The sequence below is a fragment of the Desulforadius tongensis genome (assembly GCF_016907915.1).
GTDB lineage: Bacteria > Bacillota > Desulfotomaculia > Desulfotomaculales > Desulfohalotomaculaceae > Desulforadius > Desulforadius tongensis.
The window spans coordinates 1-17,143 of the sequence record NZ_JAFBCW010000039.1 but is presented as its reverse complement, the minus strand read 5'-3'; the positions used below and the strand labels follow the sequence as shown (position 1 = coordinate 17,143).

General features: G+C 44.1%; 15 protein-coding genes, 2 pseudogenes and 1 other annotated feature. Of the genes and pseudogenes, 9 read left to right on the top strand and 8 right to left on the bottom strand.

The window, feature by feature from the left end; genetic code table 11:
* Positions 1 to 333 precede the first annotated feature (333 nt).
* Positions 334 to 927, top strand: coding sequence for a TetR/AcrR family transcriptional regulator (locus JOC37_RS12345; protein WP_204619385.1), 594 nt, complete (start codon positions 334 to 336; stop codon positions 925 to 927).
* Positions 928 to 944: 17 nt separating this feature from the next.
* Entirely contained in the window at positions 945 to 2,012 is a 1,068-nt protein-coding gene (locus JOC37_RS12340) for a C45 family autoproteolytic acyltransferase/hydrolase (protein WP_204619384.1), read from the top strand.
* 95 nt (positions 2,013 to 2,107) lie between these two features.
* Here the strand turns inward: JOC37_RS12340 and JOC37_RS12335 are convergent, their stop codons facing one another.
* The 3 genes from JOC37_RS12335 to aroF all read right to left on the bottom strand — a co-directional run bounded on the left by JOC37_RS12335 (position 2,108) and on the right by aroF (position 6,106).
* Complete coding sequence (locus JOC37_RS12335) at positions 2,108 to 3,457, bottom strand: glucose-6-phosphate isomerase (protein ID WP_204619383.1); 1,350 nt, start codon at positions 3,455 to 3,457, stop codon at positions 2,108 to 2,110.
* Between the two features lie 475 nt (positions 3,458 to 3,932).
* Positions 3,933 to 5,069 (bottom strand): prephenate dehydratase, encoded by a 1,137-nt coding sequence (pheA, locus tag JOC37_RS12330; protein WP_204619382.1) that lies wholly within the window; start codon positions 5,067 to 5,069, stop codon positions 3,933 to 3,935.
* Between the two features lie 20 nt (positions 5,070 to 5,089).
* Entirely contained in the window at positions 5,090 to 6,106 is a 1,017-nt protein-coding gene (gene aroF / locus JOC37_RS12325) for a 3-deoxy-7-phosphoheptulonate synthase (protein ID WP_204619381.1), read from the bottom strand.
* 169 nt (positions 6,107 to 6,275) lie between these two features.
* Positions 6,276 to 6,546: a binding site (T-box leader), on the bottom strand.
* A 184-nt stretch (positions 6,547 to 6,730) separates the two neighbouring features.
* Here aroF and JOC37_RS12320 point away from each other — a divergent pair.
* Entirely contained in the window at positions 6,731 to 6,961 is a 231-nt protein-coding gene (locus tag JOC37_RS12320) for a hypothetical protein (RefSeq protein ID WP_204619380.1), read from the top strand.
* Between the two features lie 55 nt (positions 6,962 to 7,016).
* Here JOC37_RS12320 and JOC37_RS12315 read toward each other — a convergent pair whose 3' ends face one another.
* The 3 genes from JOC37_RS12315 to glgP form a co-directional block, all read right to left on the bottom strand.
* Positions 7,017 to 7,457: a YaiI/YqxD family protein gene (locus tag JOC37_RS12315; RefSeq protein ID WP_204619379.1), complete on the bottom strand. Its 441-nt coding sequence runs from the start codon at positions 7,455 to 7,457 to the stop codon at positions 7,017 to 7,019.
* 128 nt (positions 7,458 to 7,585) lie between these two features.
* A complete protein-coding gene (typA, locus tag JOC37_RS12310; protein WP_204619377.1) occupies positions 7,586 to 9,412 on the bottom strand; it encodes a translational GTPase TypA in 1,827 nt (608 codons plus the stop codon).
* Positions 9,413 to 9,539: 127 nt separating this feature from the next.
* Entirely contained in the window at positions 9,540 to 12,083 is a 2,544-nt protein-coding gene (glgP, locus tag JOC37_RS12305) for an alpha-glucan family phosphorylase (RefSeq protein ID WP_204619375.1), read from the bottom strand.
* Between the two features lie 280 nt (positions 12,084 to 12,363).
* On the opposite strand from glgP, the gene JOC37_RS12300 reads away from it, so the two are divergent.
* A complete protein-coding gene (locus tag JOC37_RS12300) occupies positions 12,364 to 12,573 on the top strand; it encodes a hypothetical protein (RefSeq protein WP_204619373.1) in 210 nt (69 codons plus the stop codon).
* Positions 12,574 to 12,708: 135 nt separating this feature from the next.
* On the opposite strand, the pseudogene JOC37_RS12295 reads toward JOC37_RS12300, so the two are convergent.
* A pseudogene (locus JOC37_RS12295) lies at positions 12,709 to 12,897 on the bottom strand (SelT/SelW/SelH family protein); the annotation flags it as partial.
* 157 nt (positions 12,898 to 13,054) lie between these two features.
* Between JOC37_RS12295 and JOC37_RS12290 the strand changes: the two are divergent.
* Together JOC37_RS12290 and JOC37_RS12285 are read left to right on the top strand one after the other, a co-directional pair.
* Entirely contained in the window at positions 13,055 to 13,654 is a 600-nt protein-coding gene (locus JOC37_RS12290; RefSeq protein WP_204619371.1) for an NAD(P)H-dependent oxidoreductase, read from the top strand.
* A gap of 62 nt (positions 13,655 to 13,716) precedes the next feature.
* Positions 13,717 to 14,064, top strand: a complete 348-nt coding sequence (locus JOC37_RS12285) for a hypothetical protein (protein ID WP_204619369.1) — start codon at positions 13,717 to 13,719, stop codon at positions 14,062 to 14,064.
* A 74-nt stretch (positions 14,065 to 14,138) separates the two neighbouring features.
* Here JOC37_RS12285 and JOC37_RS12280 read toward each other — a convergent pair whose 3' ends face one another.
* Positions 14,139 to 14,570, bottom strand: coding sequence for a peptidylprolyl isomerase (locus tag JOC37_RS12280; protein ID WP_204619367.1), 432 nt, complete (start codon positions 14,568 to 14,570; stop codon positions 14,139 to 14,141).
* Between the two features lie 214 nt (positions 14,571 to 14,784).
* Here JOC37_RS12280 and pdaA point away from each other — a divergent pair, with 214 nt between their 5' ends.
* The 3 genes and pseudogenes from pdaA to JOC37_RS12265 all read left to right on the top strand — a co-directional run.
* Positions 14,785 to 15,735: a delta-lactam-biosynthetic de-N-acetylase gene (pdaA, locus tag JOC37_RS12275; protein ID WP_204619365.1), complete on the top strand. Its 951-nt coding sequence runs from the start codon at positions 14,785 to 14,787 to the stop codon at positions 15,733 to 15,735.
* 48 nt (positions 15,736 to 15,783) lie between these two features.
* Positions 15,784 to 16,761: a tRNA modification radical SAM protein MnmL/YtqA gene (gene mnmL, locus JOC37_RS12270; RefSeq protein ID WP_204619363.1), complete on the top strand. Its 978-nt coding sequence runs from the start codon at positions 15,784 to 15,786 to the stop codon at positions 16,759 to 16,761.
* A 149-nt stretch (positions 16,762 to 16,910) separates the two neighbouring features.
* Positions 16,911 to 17,143: pseudogene (locus JOC37_RS12265) on the top strand (IS200/IS605 family accessory protein TnpB-related protein); the annotation flags it as partial.

Genomic DNA, 17,143 nt, shown 5'->3' with positions numbered 1-17,143 from the left:
GATGAACTTCGTTCCACAACATGAACCGCCGTATACCGAACGGTACGTACGGTGGTGTGAGAGGACGGGAGTTAATCACTCCCTCCTACTCGATTAAACACCCCATAAGCTGCCTGCTGGAAAAATACAATCTTAAAATTAAAAAAATATTGAATTGTATTAAAATTAAGGTTATAATTTACTTACCGGTCGTTAAGTAAATTGGGTAAATTTCCATACTGCACGTGGCACCAACAGGTAATGAGCCCCCGGCACCACTTGCATGAGCGAACGCTTTTCGGTGAGCAGCTGCCGGGCTCAGTAAGATAACTTTTTCAGAGTAGGAGATGAATGATGCGCAGTAATACCAAGGAAAAAATTAAAAAAGTGGCCTTTTCTCTTTTCGCCTCCAATGGTTATGAAGCAACAACCATGAACCAAATTGCGGCGGGAGTGGGCATTAAGAAACCAGCAATTTATACCTATTTCAACGGAAAGGAGGAGTTGTTTCTATCCATTTACGAAGAACTGGAAAAGGACTACCGCAGCTACATGGAAAAAGTGTTGGATACTGCTCGAAATATCGAGGAGATCGAGCAAAAACTGTATTACATTTTTGAACAGTACATATTATATTTTGCTCAATCCAAAAAAGTATCCGCCTTTTGGAACCGAATCCTGTTTTTTCCTCCAGCGTCTTTAAAAGACAAACTCTATTTAAAAATATTTAGTAATGAAAATTACTTTAAAGAAGAATTTAAAAAAATTTTTCAGCAGGGAATGAACCAAGGGGTAATCCGCAAAGCCCCGGTAGAAGTTATGCTTTTGTCCTATTATTCCATAAGGGAAGGGTTTTTATTGTTTTCAACACTGCTAAATGAAAAATTAAAAGAGCAAAAAATTAAATTTGCTTGGCAGGATTACTGGATGGGTATAAAAAAACGTTAGGAACAGGAGGAACAGCCATGAAAAAGGCCAAAGCCTTTAAAATAATAGAGTGCAAGGGCACTGCATATGAAATCGGCCGGCAGTATGGGGAAGCCTGTAAAGATAATATTCTTAAATCCTTAGAGATGAATTTGGAAGGAATAATACACCGCTGCAGTACCAGTAAGGAAGAAATTATTGCTAACGCCAATAAATTTCTTCCTTTGGTGAAAAATTTTGATCCCCAACTGATTGAATTTTTAAAGGGAGAATCGGAAGGCGCCGGAATTAGCTTTGAAGAGGCTTTTTATCTCCGGTCTTCCTTTGAAGTGGGTTTATTTTACGGTAAAATCTCAGGTCTATGCACTTCCTTCGCCATTACCGGCGCGGCAACCAAAAATGGAAAAACAATGCTCGGGCAAAATATCGACTGGACGCCCGGTTTTCCAATGGACCTGCTAAAAATAAGGTACGCCAACGGGTTGGAACAGCTAGCCCTGTCTTTAGGAGGAGTTCTGGAATATACCTTAAATTCTGCCGGCTTAGGCATGTGTGCAAATATGACCCTTACCCCCATGGAAAATTACCAGCTCAATATCCCCATCGGATGCTATCTCCCTAAAGTTATGAGGCAGAAGTCAATAAGCGATGCCCTGGGAATTCTTTGTCAAGCTGCACGTGGTATTGGATATTATCATCTGGCCAATGCCGGGGGAAACATCACCGGTATAGAAAGCGTCTTCGACGATTTTAATGTCCTGCAGCCGGAAAAAGATATACTCGTTCACTCCAATCACTACCTCACCGAGAGATTCAAAAAAGGCGACTGGGGTTATTTTTTATTCCCGGACAGCTACCTGCGCGTAAACCGGATCCAAAAACTGATAGAACAAAACTACGGAAACATAACTTTAAAATTGATGATGGAAATTTTATCCGATCACAACAACTATCCGCATTCCATCTGCAGGCATATTGATGAAGAAAAGCCGCCGGAATTCCACTCTGAAACACTGGCTTCATTCATCATGGTTCCCGAGGATAGAACAATGTATATATCATACGGAAATCCATGCCATTACGAATATTTAGAATACAAGCTGTGAGCATGCAGCACACTTCAACTAAAAGTAAAGGGGTGAGATATACTGCTATCTTACCCCTAACAATTATTAATAATGTTAATTTCTTAATGTTGTTTTTACAATCGTTTTTCCAATTCGGCCTTTTGTTCTTCAAAACCCGGTTTGCCCAGCAGGGCAAACATATTCTTTTTGTAGGCTTCCACACCGGGCTGGTTAAAGGGGTTTACCCCCAGCAGGTAACCGCTGATGCCGCAGGCCTTTTCGAAGAAATATACTAAATGACCATAATGATACTCAGAAATCTGCGGCAGGCGGATAACTAAATTGGGCACATTACCGTCACTGTGGGCCAGCAGGGTGCCTTCAAAGGCTTTTTTGTTTACAAAGTCCATGGTTTTGCCGGCCAGAAAGTTAAGGCCGTCAATGTTCTCCGGTTCCTCTTTAATAGTTATGTCTTCCCTGGGTCTTTCAATATGTATTACCGTTTCAAATATATTGCGCAGGCCATCCTGGATATACTGCCCGATGGAATGAAGGTCAGTGGTAAAGTTCACCGCCGCCGGAAAAATACCTTTATTATCCTTACCTTCACTTTCACCAAAAAGCTGTTTCCACCATTCAGAAAAAAACTGCAGTGCCGGCTCATAATTTACCAGCAGTTCAATGGTTTTGCCTTTGCGATAAAGGGCATTTCTCACCGCCGCATACTGGTAGGCGGGATTCTCCGCCAGCTGGGGATTGGCATAAACATCCACCGCCTCTGCCGCCCCGGCCATAATCCGGTCAATATCCGCACCGCTGGCGGCAATGGGCAGCAGCCCCACCGCCGTTAAAACCGAATACCTGCCTCCCACATCATCGGGAATGACAAAGGTTTCGTACCCCTCTGCATCGGCCATTTTTTTCAGCGCTCCCTTTTCGCTGTCAGTGGTAACATAAATACGTTTCCGGGCTTCATCCTTTCCGTATTTTTGCTCCACATATTCCCGAAGGAGGCGAAAGGCAATGGCTGTTTCCGTGGTTGTACCGGATTTAGATATCACATTGAGGCATATTTCTTTGTCCTGCAGCAATTCCAGTAAATGCCTGGTATATACAGGGCTTAAATTGTTGCCCACAAAATATATTTCCGCCCCGCTCCTTTTCTCTTTGGGCAGCAGGTTGTGAAAGGAATGACCCAGCATTTCAATGGCTGCCTTGGCACCAATGTACGAGCCGCCAATGCCTATCACCACCAGGGCATCGTACTGGGATTTTATTTTTTCTGCCGTTTCTTTTATCCGGTTAAATTCTGCCTGGTCATAGTTTTGGGGCAGATCCAACCAGCCCACATAGTCGTTGCCGGGCCCCATTTTGCTGTGCAGCATATCATGGGCTAATTTTATTTCCTGTTTAAGGTAAAGAAGCTCGTGTTCTTGAACAAAATTCAGTGCTTTGGAGTAATCAAAACTTAGTGGCTGCTGCATGGCTACCTCCTAACATAAGTATTTATTACCATATTTAGTTTGTACCGGTTAAGCAATTATAAAACCCAAAATTTATCCTATGCTGCATATTACTTGTTCATGCCCGTTTACCCAATATCCTACTCTAATATTTAGAAACAAATCAATTAGATTAAAAATCAATGCTAAACACGCTCAAATTAAACAAATATTAACATTGACTTAATAAAAAATACACCTATATATTATATTATGTTATGATGAACTGAATATAAACAAGGAGGTGATGTTATGAGTAAGGATTTAATTGAAGAAATTTTGACCAGCATCGGTTTAGAGCGGTTGGAAGATCCAAACCGTGATTTGACTGCTGAAGAAAAAAAACAAAAAAATAGGAGGTAAGTAAATTGTCTGCCCGTACTTTTCTAAATGTCTAAGCCGGAGGTTTGGTTTTTTCAAATTTTCCACCTCCGGCTTAGTGGGTTTAGGAATGGATTTAAGTTTTTTCCAATTCAGTTAACTTTTTTTGCTGTAGTTTTACAAAGTGATTGAAAAGAATTTCGTATATTTCGGCTGCCACTGCCGGGCTGAACCCCTTCTGCCTGGCCAGGGTTTTAATCTTGCCCAGAATATACCGCTCACGCTCCGGGTCACGTACATTGTGAACAGATCGCTTAAAACAACCTACCCTTTCAACCAGCCTGGTACGCCTACCTAACAGTTCAATGATCTGACTATCAATGAGGTCAATTTGATGTCTTAGATTATCTATCGCCGGGGAATGGCAGCTATTTTTACCGCACTTTCCATTATCTGCCGGGTACGAACCCAAGACCCGTACAATCCGGGCCACCGTTTTAAGTTCTTCCAAGGCCTCTTTAACCGGAAACTGCAGGCGGTGCCCATCAAGATCAATAAAAAACAGGTACTCACCAATTTGAGTTCTGGCAGGTCGAGATTCTATCTTGGTCAGGTTAACTCCTTTTAATGAAAACTCTTCAAGCACTTTAAACAACGCCCCTGGCTTGTTTGGAACATAAACTAAAAGAGATGTTTTGCATCCCCCGGTATCGACACTGTCCTCCCGGGATAACACCACAAACCTGGTTTCATTATTAGGTTGGTCATTAATATTCGGTGCCACAACTGTAAGCCCGTACTGGTGGGAAACCCTCGCCGGCCCCACTGCCGCCCAGGGCTCAGCAGATTGTGCTGCCATCCGCGCCGCTTCAGCGGTACTTGAAACATCTACTAAGCGCGCTTGGGAATAATTGCCGGACAGGTATCTCCGGCATTGGGCCAGGGCCTGGGGATGTGATAATATGCAGGAAATCTCTCCAGCATCTACACCGGGCCGGGCCAACAAGCTGTGGCTGACCGGCAGAACTATTTCTCCCGCTATCTTTAAATCATACCGGTAGGCCAGTAAATCTAAAGTTTCGTTCACTGCACCTTCACATGAGTTTTCAATGGGTACTATTCCAAATTTCACTTCCCCGCCTTCAACAGCGGAAAAAATATCCGCTATTGAAGGATAGGGCAGCAGTTCCCAGCCTTTTCCCCGCATAAACTTCAGTGCCGCTTCCTCGCAAAAGGTACCCCGCGGACCAAGATAACCCATTTTTTTAATCATTTACAGCTTCCCCCCAAGTTCTACTGTGCCATATACCGGCCCACCGCAGGCATCATTTTGTGCAGCTGTTCCATCAACCGCACCAGTTCCCCCGGGTCCAGAGACTGCGCCCCGTCACACAGGGCTTTACCGGGTTCCGGGTGCATTTCTAAAATCAGGCCGTCCGCCCCGGCTGCTATAGCGGCCTGCGACATGGGTAAAACCAGCTGCCTGTCACCGGTGGCATGACTGGGATCAACAATTACCGGCAGGTGGCTAAGTCTTTTCACCAGGGGTACAGCGCTTAAATCCAACGTATTGCGGGTGTAGGTTTCAAAAGTTCTAATTCCCCGCTCACAGAGGATGATTTTATCATTACCCTCACACATAATATATTCGGCCGCCATAAGCCACTCTTCAATAGTGGCAGACATACCCCGCTTTAACAAAATGGGTTTACCGGTCTGCCCGGCTTTCTTAAGCAAACGGAAATTCTGCATGTTTCTGGCCCCAATCTGGAGTATATCTACGTAATTTAAAGCCCGCTCCAGGCTGTATTCATCGATTACTTCTGTTATCGTAGGCAGCCCGGTTTCCAATGATACTTCTTTTAATAGTTGGAGTCCTTTTTCCTCCAGACCCTGGAAACTGTAAGGTGAGGTTCGGGGCTTATAAGCACCACCCCTTAAAATATGCGCCCCGGCTTTTTTTACAAAACGGGCAGCTGCCAGTAACTGTTCCCTGCTTTCCACGGCACAGGGGCCGGATATAATCACTATACTGTCTCCACCAATACTGATTCCCCGCACATCAATTATGGAATTTTCTTCCTGAAGTTCCCTGCTGACTAATTTAAAAGGTTTCATAATCGGTACTACCCTTTCCACCCCGGGCATTTGCTCAAGGCTTGAATCCACGGCCTGCCGGTCTCCCACTGCTCCAATAACAATCCTGTTAACCCCTCGAATTATGTGTGTTTTAAAGCCCAATTTATCTAATTGCTTATTAACCGCCTCAATTTGTTTAGCTGTGGAGTCAATATTCATTACCACTATCATTATGCTAACCTCCTGCACAAATATAAAATTAAAAGCCCATAGCTGTTGCCCGCAAGGGACGAAAGCTATGGGCTTCCGTGGTACCACCCTAATTGACCTGTGAAAAAGGCCCGCTCATTAAAGGTACAGGTATACAATAGTTCCCTAAAATAAAAAAAGCTTTTCCTCCTCAAGGGACGAAAAGCCTTGGCTTACCGCGTTACCACCCTAGTTGACCTGTTATAACAGGCCCACTCGTTAAAGGTACGGGAACCACTGTTCCGATACCCCCTTCCTTGTAACGTTGGAAGCTTACGGCCTAACCTACTACCCTTTTAGGGATTCAGCCGGCAACTCCGGAGAGAACTTCGGTTAACCATGCTTTAAAGGTGCTTCCAGTCGATGACACCTTCTCCCTGTAAAGCTGGACTTAACTTACTTTTCTCCTTCACAGTTTTTGTATTATATTTACTTAATTGTTTTGAGATTATAGCATAAATTAAAATTCATTGCAAGCATTAATATCAGTAAATTTATGGCAAAATGGATTTTATTAAAATCACTTGGCCGGTTAATGAGTTTTTAGGAAATTTATGTTACAATATCTGTCGTATGCAACTCCTACAATGAAAGGGTTGAAATAGTATGAGTGATGGAAAAAAAGTAGAGTTCAATCACCCTTATGAAGTAGGCGACTTGGTGGTATACTTGGTGGATAAAGACCTGGCCTATGTTATTGATTATGACTGCCGTTATGAGCTGACTACCACTACTACCAGCTGCGACTGCTGTACCTTTTTATTCCGTTCCCGCATAAACCCCAACTTTCAATGCCGCCACATTAAAGCACTTAGAACTGTCCTGGGCTTAGATTAAGTGAAATGTTACTGGATCAAGGCGCCGCACCTCTTGTGCGGCCCCTCTGCCTCCACTAGCCTGAAAGTTCTTCAATTAACTTTTGCAGGCTGCGGGCAAAGCGTTTATCATCTTCTTTGGTACGTTTACCCGGCCCCTTCGTTCTACCCCCGGCCCGGCGCAGTTTAGCCTTCACTTCACGCTCTTCCAATAAAAAATCTATCGTTTCCGCTCGAAATATCTTCCCCCACGGTGACAGGGCGGCGGCACCTCTGCCCAGCACCACAGCCGCTAAGCCCCAGTCCTGGGTGACAACTATGTCCCCTCCGCTGCAGAGGTTGGCAATACGTATGTCAGCCTCCTGGGAATTATTTCCCACCATAATATGGTGAGGGGACTCTATATGATGGTTAAAGCTGGCCACCGTCCAAAACTCAATATCATTTTCAACAGCAGTTTTCTGGCAGATATTTAATACCTTTTTAGGACAGGCATCGGCATCTACAATAATCTTCAAGGTTCCTTACCTCTCTGGTTTATTCAGCCCGGCACCACCTGCAAACTGCTCAGCGGGCCGGCAGCGGCAGGTCCCCGGTATATTCTGTTTCCAGTCTTCAGATACCGGTTTCTCTGCCTGTATATCAGTTACTGGGTTTTTGCCTTCTTGGCTGCTTTTTCCCGCTGGTGCTTTTGCAGCAGCTTCTTGCGCATCCGCAAATTTGCAGGGGTAATTTCCAGCAGCTCGTCATCACCAAGATATTCCAAAGCTTCTTCCAGGCTTAATTTACGGGGTTCTTCCAATCTCAAAGCCGCTTCCGCTGTACTGTTACGCATGTTGGTAAGATGTTTTTTCTTACACACGTTTACCTCCAGGTCCTGTTCCCGGGCGTTTTCGCCCACTATCATTCCCTCATAAACCTCGGTACCTGGTGTGATAAACAAAGTACCACGATCCTGCACTGAATGCAGGCCATACAGTGTACTTTCCCCTGATTCAGAGGCTATTAAAACCCCGTGATAACGCCTTTTTATATCTCCTTTGTAAGGTTCATAGCCATAAAAAACATGATTCATCACCGCTTGGCCCCGGGTTTCGGTAAGCAGCTGGGTGCGGAAACCAATCAGGCCCCGGGCAGGCACTTTAAATTCCAAGCGCAGCTGGCCGCCTCCCATGTTGATCATGTTCTGCATTTCTCCCCGGCGGTTGCCCAGTATTTCCATCACCGCACCCATTTTATCTTCGGGAATATCTACATACAGCAGTTCCACCGGTTCCAGCAGCACATTGTCTTTTTTCTTATATATTACCTCCGGTTTGGATACAGCCAGTTCATATCCTTCCCGGCGCATTGTTTCTATTAAAATAGACAGGTGCAGTTCTCCCCGCCCGGAAACTTCAAAAACTTCGGGATTTTCGGTGTCGCGCACCCGCAGGCTTACGTTTTTCTCCATTTCTTTATACAGCCTGGCCCGCAGTTCCCGGGAAGTTAAAAATTTTCCTTCCCGGCCGGCAAAGGGACTGTCGTTGACAATAAAGTTCATTTTTAAGGTGGGCTCATCCACTGTAATGGGCGGCAGCTGCTCCGGGTGTTCCGGGTCTGCCACTGTATCTCCAATCCTTACATCCTCCAGCCCGGCAAAGGTTACAATTTCGCCGCAGCCCGCTTCTTTTGTTTCTGTTCGGTTCAGTCCTTCGAAAACATACAATCTCCCCAGCCGGGCAGGCACTGTGGTGCCGTCATGGTGAATTAACACCACCTGTTGGCCGGATTTTAAACTTCCCCGGTTGATGCGCCCCACCGCCATACGCCCTTGATAAGGGTCATACTCTGTGTTGTTAACCAGCAGCTGTAACGGGCCGTTGGCATCTCCCTCCGGTTCCGGCACATGCTCCAGTATAGTTTCAAACAGCGGTTTTAAATTTTGGCCCGGCTCTGAAATATCCATGGTGGCCACCCCATCTTTAGCTGAAGTGTACACCACAGGAAAATCCAACTGCTCGTCGGATGCATCCAGGTCAATAAATAGTTCCAGCACTTCGTCCACAACCTGCTCCACCCTGGCATCGGGACGGTCTATTTTATTTACTACCACAATTGGTTTCAAGTTCAATTCCAGTGCTTTGCGCAGTACAAAGCGGGTTTGGGGCATCGGTCCTTCGAAAGCATCCACCAGCAGCAGAACACCATCTACCATTTTTAATACCCGTTCCACTTCACCGCCAAAATCAGAGTGCCCCGGGGTATCCACTATGTTTATTTTGACATTGCCATAGCGAACAGAGGTATTTTTAGCCAAAATTGTAATACCCCGCTCACGCTCTAATTCATTGGAGTCCATTACCCGTTCTTCTACCTGCTGGTTTTCTCTAAAAATACCGCTCTGCTTAAGCATTCCATCCACCAGCGTGGTTTTCCCATGATCAACGTGAGCAATAATGGCTATATTGCGAATATCCTGTTTCTTTTGCATTTTAAACGTTCCTCCCCTGTACAAGAAACCACGCTCTAGTATACCAGCATTTTACACCAACTACAACTATTTAATCACTGTATAATTTGAATGTAAAAAGCGCGGCCAAGCCGCGCCTGCGCCTCTTTTAAAAGTTCGGCGCCCAACTCACCAGCGGTACCTCAAACTTGTTAGCAAAGTGCGGGTTGTTGGGGCGTACCCTTACGGTGTATCCCAGCGTACCCTGTTCCGGTTTCACAGCACCCCGGAAGTTGTGAATTCCTTCAGAAACCTGTTCCACGTGCTCCATGGGGAAAGTGCGTATATTTTGTAATGTACCGTCTATTTCATCACCGCAAACAATTTCTACACTAACATCTTCATACCAAATGGGGCCTAATTTTACCTGTACTTCTAACTGCAGCTCATCTCCTACCAGCATTTCGTCTTTACCGTTGGTATTGACAGATTGTATGGTTACGTGGTGCCAGTTTTCCTGGATAAATTGCTTAAAGCCCTTAATTTGAGCAGCAATTTCATAGTTGTTTTGCTGGAATTCTATCCCCCGTTTTATACAGTTTACATAAAACTTTTGAACATAATCTTTTACCATCCGTTCGGTGCTGAACTCCCAGGTTATGGTGCACAGGCAGGATTTCATACGCATCATCCACTCCGGCGATAAACCGTTTTTTCGTTCATAATAACTGGGTACAACCTGTTCTTCCAGCACGGCATAAAGATAGTAAGCATCGTCCCTATCCTGCTCTTCTTCGCTGTGATATTGTTTATCCTCACCAACGGCAAATCCATTTTGGCCGTTATATGCTTCCGGCCACCACCCATCCAGCACGCTACAATTCAATACTCCATTAAGTCCTGCTTTCATACCGCTGGTGCCGCTGGCTTCCATGGGCCACCGGGGCGTGTTTAGCCACACATCCACTCCCTGTACCAGGTGCCTGGCCATGTTGATATCATAGTTCTCTAAAAATATTATTTTTCCCTTAAACGGTTCTTCGCTGGAAATATCATAAATTTGTTTAATTAATTCCTTACCGGGCTGGTCAGCCGGGTGGGCCTTGCCGGCAAATATTATTTGCACCGGCCGTTCGGGATTGCATAATAACCGCGCCAGCCGCTGTTTATCCCTAAATAACAAGGTTGCTCTCTTATAGGTGGCAAACCGCCGGGCAAAGCCAATGGTAAGGGCCTCGGGGTCCAGGTAGTTATCCACTTCCATAATCTGTTTAATAGATTCTTTGTTGCTTCTACGCTGTTCTTTCAGGTTTTCCCGAATATATGTTATGGTTCTCTCCTTTAGTTTTTTATGTACCTCCCACAACAAATCGTCGGGAATATTTTCTATTTGTTCCCACATTTGTTCGTTAGATATGTTTTTATACCAGTCTTCACCTAAATAGCGGGCAAAAAGATCTGCCAAATCCTGGGCCAACCAGCTTTTAGTATGCACGCCGTTGGTTATGTAATCAATGGGTACCTCTTCTAACGGAATAGGTTTAAAAACATGATGAAACATCTTCCGGCTTACTCTGCCGTGCAGTTTACTTACCCCGTTGGTATACCCGGAAAGATTCATGGCCAGCACAGTCATATTAAATCCTTCGCTGCCTTCATTGCGCCCCAGTTTCATAAAGTCATCCCGGTTCATACCGATTTCATTGTAAAGGGGCTGCAGGTAGCGTTCCACCATACCGGAATCAAAAATATCGTGCCCGGCGGGCACAGGTGTATGAGTGGTAAACAAAGTGCTGGACTTAACAGCTTCTTTGGCAGTGGCCAAAGGCACCCCCTGGGATACCAGCTCACGCATCCGCTCCAGGCATAAAAATGCCGCGTGTCCTTCATTAATGTGCCAGGCAAAGGGCGTTATCCCCATAGCCCGCAGCGCCTTGACTCCACCAATGCCTAAAATTATCTCCTGGGAAATACGCATGTCGTTACCGCCGCCGTACAACTGACCGGTAAGCATTCTATCCTCCCGGCTGTTCAGCACAATGTCCGCATCCAGCAGGTATATTACCGCTCTGCCTACATTAACTTTCCAAACCTTGACAAACACAGTACGGCCGGGAAATTCCAGCGGGATGATAACCTCCCTGCCATTTTCGCCGCTAACAGGTTTAATGGGCATTTCTGAAAAATTTAAACCGGGATACTCTGCCTGCTGCCACCCTTCACTGTTTATCCGCTGGGTAAAATACCCGTGTTTGTACAGCAGGCCAACACCGACAAAAGGCAGACCTAAATCACTGGCCGCTTTGGTGTGATCACCGGCCAGCAATCCCAAACCACCGGAATATATGGGCAGTGACTCGTGTAAACCAAACTCCGCCGAAAAATATGCTATCACCTGCCCGTTATGGTCGGGATAGTGCTTTTGAAACCATTTTTCTTCGTCCATATACCGGTCAAGGTTATTAAAAACCCGGTCATAATACTCCAGGTAAACGGAATCACCTGCTGCCGCGTCCAATTCACTTTGGTTTACATTAAGCAGGAACTTAACCGGGTTGTGATAAACATCTTCCCATAAATCAGGGTTAATCATTTCAAAAAGGTCAGTTGCTTCGGGATTCCAGCTAAACCAAAGGTTATACGCCAACTCCTGCAGCCGGCCAATTCTTTGCGGTATTTTGGGATTTACAGATACCGTTTTGTAATAATACATTAACGCCACCCTCCAGGCAAAAAGTTTTCACATATTTATATGCTATTTTGTCAATATAATGTCCTATCAATGCATTAGCACCATATTATTTCTACATTTAATTTCACCACCGGCAAACCGGATAAATTTTCATAATAATTCGTATTTTCTAAAGTATAAAAAAGGATTTCATAAGTATATGTCGAAAACTATTATTTAGACAGCAAAAATATATCGTTGCATTGGAGTGATAACACTGTCCCATATTAAAACCAGGTTTAAAAACAGAAAGAAAATCAAAATGCTGCTTTACCTCGATTACAGGCTGCAGGTATCCAAAGAAGTAATCATTGGACCGGAAAACAAAAAAATCAATGTAACAATAAAAAAAGGAAAATATGTAATGGATAAGATGAATGGAAATGGTTATAAAGGATATGACAGGCTTAAACAGCTGGTGAATGACATTGATGATGATATTTTGAATTACCTGGATAAATTAATATTTTAGGGTAAAGAAATCACAGTCATTCATTTATTAGGCTGCATCGGTCAAAAATTAAACCCGCCGCGTGCCTTTACCGGCGATTGCGGCAGGTTTTGGGGATTTTGGCTTCTTTCTTTATAGCATTTTTATCCTTTATTTCTAAAGTTCTTCCCTTATTTTTTCTTCCACTTCACCATCGTGGGGAAAACGGCTTAATTTTTTCTTGCTGAAGATAAGCCTTTCATTCAGCTTCACTTCAAATACTCCCCCACCGGAAGGAATAAGCTCTAAACCGGCCAGGTTATGTTTGTATATTCTCAACAGTTTTTCTGCCAAACTGACAGCCTTTGGTAAATAACCTCAAGCAATGCAGTATTCAATGGTAATTTTATTAGGCATAATCAATCCCCCTTCAAATTTTTCATCAAGATAATAACAAAATTATACAAAAAAATCAATAAATAGTATATTATTGGGTTAAAGAACAATTTGGGAGGTCTCCGCCGTGGAGCAGGAATATTACATATTGGGTATCAGCGCCAGTCCCCGCCGGGGTGGAAATACAGAAGTGCTGATGGATAAGATAATGCAGGGGGCCAAGTCCGAGGGAGCCATTGTAGAGATTATAAATCTGCGCAGCCTGCGCATAAAACAGTGTATCGGCTGCGAGTGCTGCCGCACCGCCAGAATATGCCGGGCCCATAGAGATGATATGCAGTTACTGTACTCTAAAATAAAGGCGGCCAAGGGATTGGTGCTGGGTTCCCCCACCCACAATTACAACGTCAGCGCCAAAATGAAAATTTTTATTGACCGGCTGTACCCTTTTTATTATTTTGACCCAGAAAACAGGCGTTACCGGTACAGCCTGCTGCCGCCGGGCAAAAAAGCATTAATATACTCCGTATGCGAGCAGCCCAACCGTGAAAATCTTGGTGTGGTTCTGGAAGCCATGCGTCTGCCGCTGCAGGCTTTAGGTTATCAAGTGATAGATGAGTTTGCCGCCCCTGGTTTTTTTGAAAAGGCTGCAGTGTTAAAGGATGAGCAGTTATTAAACAATGCCTATGAGGCAGGTGCCAGGTTGGCCAGAAGCCTGCTGACATAAAGCGACCAAAAAAGTAAGATCTCTCAGAAGGAAATAGCTTAAAAAACTCGTATTGTTTTAGTATGAAAAACGATATCTGGTACTTAGGTCAAGGATACTGGGCGGTGTACACCGAAGACAGTTCAGTGGCCGAACAATTACACAACTTAAATAATGTGAAACTGGTTACAGTCTATCGCCATGTTAAAAAAACCGGCATCCTGGCTATGCAATTTACCTTTTATGGGGGGGACGACTATAACACTCTGTCAGAAGTTTGTTCTTTAACCGGGTTGGAATTTAAACGGGTTTTGGCAATGGGAAAACGGGGCGAGTATTTGCCTTATTCGCGAAAGTTTTATCCCGACGGGGAGCAAATTCAACTGCGCCTAGATCAAAATACCGTTAAAAGCAGTTCCATCAGAAGATAAAAAATCAGGTGATTTTGAGCATTAAAACTTTTTTGCTGCGAAATCAAGGGCTCGTACCAGGCGAGCCCTTAATTTTATTCCTCAATCATAGTTACCTTATTCATTTTAGTGCCCGGTGTAATCTTGTCCACCACTTCCATTCCTTTAACTACCTGGCCAAACACAGTGTGTACGCCATCCAAATGGGGCTGCGCTTCGTAGCAGATGAAAAACTGGCTGCCCCCGGTATCCTTACCGGCATGGGCCATGGATACTGCACCTCTCACATGTTTGTTTGGGTTGCCTTCTGTTTCACACTTGATGGTATAACCGGGTCCGCCGGTACCGGTTCCGTAAGGGCAGCCTCCCTGGGCCACAAAGCCGGGAATAACCCGGTGAAAGGTCAACCCGTCATAAAAGCCTTTTTTAATCAGGGATTCAAAATTCTTCACCGTACCCGGTGCATCCTTTTCAAACAGTTCAATAATGATCTCCCCATGTTCGGTCTCAATTTTTGCCTTTTTCATTTTATAACCTCCCAAATTTATTACACAGTTCCATTATAACCCTTTTGACTGATATACACCACCACAACAACCATTGAAAAAGCCATACAAAACCAATAAAATAATCTGGCCAATTCTTTAACATTTTCAGGGTAAAAAACTGCTCCCGCTAATATTTTTGTAATTATTTCCGTTATAATGTAATGTAGAGCATATATTTACGAGGTGATTATTCATGAAAAAACTAATGTTTTTACTCTGCATCCCTCTGTTAGCGGTACTGACCCTTATAAATCAAGGATTATTATTAGATAATAATACCATTCCAAAGTCTGAGGGCAAAAATACTGCATCTCAGGAAATAGTTGAAAAAGAAAAAACAGCGGGTCAATTAAATAATTCCCCAGAAAAGGAATTACCTAAAGAAACAGCTGCTGAAAAGCCGGTAAACAGCACAGGTGAAAAAAACATAAAGGATGACTATTCCCAGTATGATAACACCTGCCACGGCTGGGGCTTTTCACGCAACAGCCAACACCAGCCCCCCGCGGTGGGCTGGGTGGGCCCGGTTATAACTAAATACGGCGGTATGTATATTGGAAATACTGATAAAAAAGAAATCTACCTTACCTTTGACTCCGGTTATGAAAACGGTTACACCAACCAGATTTTAGACACCTTGAAGGCCAATAATGTAAAAGCTCACTTTTTCATTACTGCACCCTATGTAAAAGACCACCCGGAAATTGTAAGGCGCATTGTTGAAGAAGGCCATGTACTGGGTAACCACAGTGTAACCCACCCCAGCCTGCCCAGTTTGACAGCAGAACAAGTAAAACAGGAAATACTAGGGGTAGAAAGCCAAGTTAAAGAATTAATTAACTACGACATGTACCTGTTTCGACCGCCCCGGGGCGAATGGAGTGAGCGGACACTAAAAATTACTGAAGACTTAGGGTATAAAACGGTATTTTGGAGTATGGCTTACCGGGATTGGCTGGTGGACGAACAGCAGGGTTGGCAGCGGGCCTACAATCACGTGATGGCCAACATTCACAACGGGGCGGTAATACTACTGCACAGCGTATCTTCAGATAACGCCCAGGCATTGGACAAGATTATTAAAGATTTAAAAGCACAGGGATATCAATTTGGCATTATAAAACCACTTGAACAGGCTGAATAAATAAAAAGTTGGACAAGTTATTATGTTATAACGTAAAGGAGTTGTACTATGTCTGAACAACAACGTTACCGTGTTTATTCCACTCATCTAAAAGAAAAGTTCGGTGAAAAAGTTTATAAACTGCCGGTTAACCTGCCCGGCAGCTGCCCCAACCGCGATGGTACAGTGGGCCACGGGGGGTGCATCTTCTGCGATGAAGAAGGGGCCGGGTTTCAATGCTTACCTAATACCTTTACTGTACAGCAGCAGTTAAGCTCTAATAAAGAATATTTTCAGCAGCGCTTTAACGCCCACAAGTTCATCGCTTACTTTCAAGCATTCACCAATACTTACCTGCCGTTGGAACAGTTTAAGGATAACATCACTGCCGCGGTGGCAGACAAAGATGTGGTGGGCATTTCCATATCCACAAGGCCGGACTGTGTTAACGATCAGTACCTGGATTTTTTACTGGAATTACAAAAAAATCACCACCAACCCCTGGACATTAATATAGAGTTGGGTTTGCAAACAGTAAACTACCATACATTAAAAAAAGTTAACCGCGGTCATACACTGGCCGAATTTGTGGATGCAGTACAGCGCATTCATGCCCGGGGATTTGAAATATGCGCACACCTGATACTAAACTTACCCTGGGATGACATGGATGATGTTAAAGAAAATGCCAAGCTGCTGTCGGCCCTCGGCGTACACTATGTTAAACTTCATTCCCTTTATGTGGTAAAAAACACTGTGCTGGGAGATATGTACCAAAGGGGCGAATTCACCATTATCTCTCAAAAAGAATACATTGACCGGGTAGTTACCTTTTTGGAATATTTAGACCCGGCCATCGTAATCCAGCGTCTGGTGGGCAAAGGTCCCCAGGAAAACCTGCTGTTTTCCAATTGGGGAACCAGCTGGTGGTTAATAAAACAGGGCATAGAAAGAAGACTGCAGGAACTGGATACTTACCAGGGAAAGAAATTTAATTACTTAAACGGCAGGGCAGTAAGAGCAAGATTTGCAGTGGGAAACAATTAATTCTGTAAAAATATTCATTTCTTCCGTCGGGAGGTTGAAACTGCTTTAAAAAAAATATATTTATACCTATTCTGTAAGGATATATGGCAGGCGTGTTGCTAGAGCAGCAAAAAAGCTGAAAGAAAATATTAGACAGGAGTTGAACGCCAATGAAAACGACAACTAGAGGCGTGATACTCTTCCTCGACAAGGAACAGAAAAAATATATTGATGAACTTATGAAACGCTACTGTACTGCTGTTAGATTTGGTTTTAACCGTTTGCTTGAAGGCGTTAAAATACAATCAATCCGCAAACTGGTACAAAACAAATACAATCTTAATTCCCGGCAAGCAAACGATGCGGTATATGAAGCCCAAACAATTATTTCTTCTCAAAAAGA

Coding starts and splice junctions, on each gene's coding strand:
- JOC37_RS12335 (WP_204619383.1), bottom strand. CDS start 3,457: ATGCAGCAGCCACTAAGTTTTGATTACTCCAAAGCACTGAATTTTGTT.
- typA (WP_204619377.1), bottom strand. CDS start 9,412: ATGCAAAAGAAACAGGATATTCGCAATATAGCCATTATTGCTCACGTT.
- glgP (WP_204619375.1), bottom strand. CDS start 12,083: ATGTATTATTACAAAACGGTATCTGTAAATCCCAAAATACCGCAAAGA.
- pheA (WP_204619382.1), bottom strand. CDS start 5,069: ATGATTAAAAAAATGGGTTATCTTGGTCCGCGGGGTACCTTTTGCGAG.
- pdaA (WP_204619365.1), top strand. CDS start 14,785: ATGAAAAAACTAATGTTTTTACTCTGCATCCCTCTGTTAGCGGTACTG.
- JOC37_RS12340 (WP_204619384.1), top strand. CDS start 945: ATGAAAAAGGCCAAAGCCTTTAAAATAATAGAGTGCAAGGGCACTGCA.
- aroF (WP_204619381.1), bottom strand. CDS start 6,106: ATGATAGTGGTAATGAATATTGACTCCACAGCTAAACAAATTGAGGCG.
- JOC37_RS12300 (WP_204619373.1), top strand. CDS start 12,364: ATGCTGCTTTACCTCGATTACAGGCTGCAGGTATCCAAAGAAGTAATC.
- JOC37_RS12285 (WP_204619369.1), top strand. CDS start 13,717: ATGAAAAACGATATCTGGTACTTAGGTCAAGGATACTGGGCGGTGTAC.
- JOC37_RS12345 (WP_204619385.1), top strand. CDS start 334: ATGCGCAGTAATACCAAGGAAAAAATTAAAAAAGTGGCCTTTTCTCTT.
- mnmL (WP_204619363.1), top strand. CDS start 15,784: ATGTCTGAACAACAACGTTACCGTGTTTATTCCACTCATCTAAAAGAA.
- JOC37_RS12280 (WP_204619367.1), bottom strand. CDS start 14,570: ATGAAAAAGGCAAAAATTGAGACCGAACATGGGGAGATCATTATTGAA.
- JOC37_RS12320 (WP_204619380.1), top strand. CDS start 6,731: ATGAGTGATGGAAAAAAAGTAGAGTTCAATCACCCTTATGAAGTAGGC.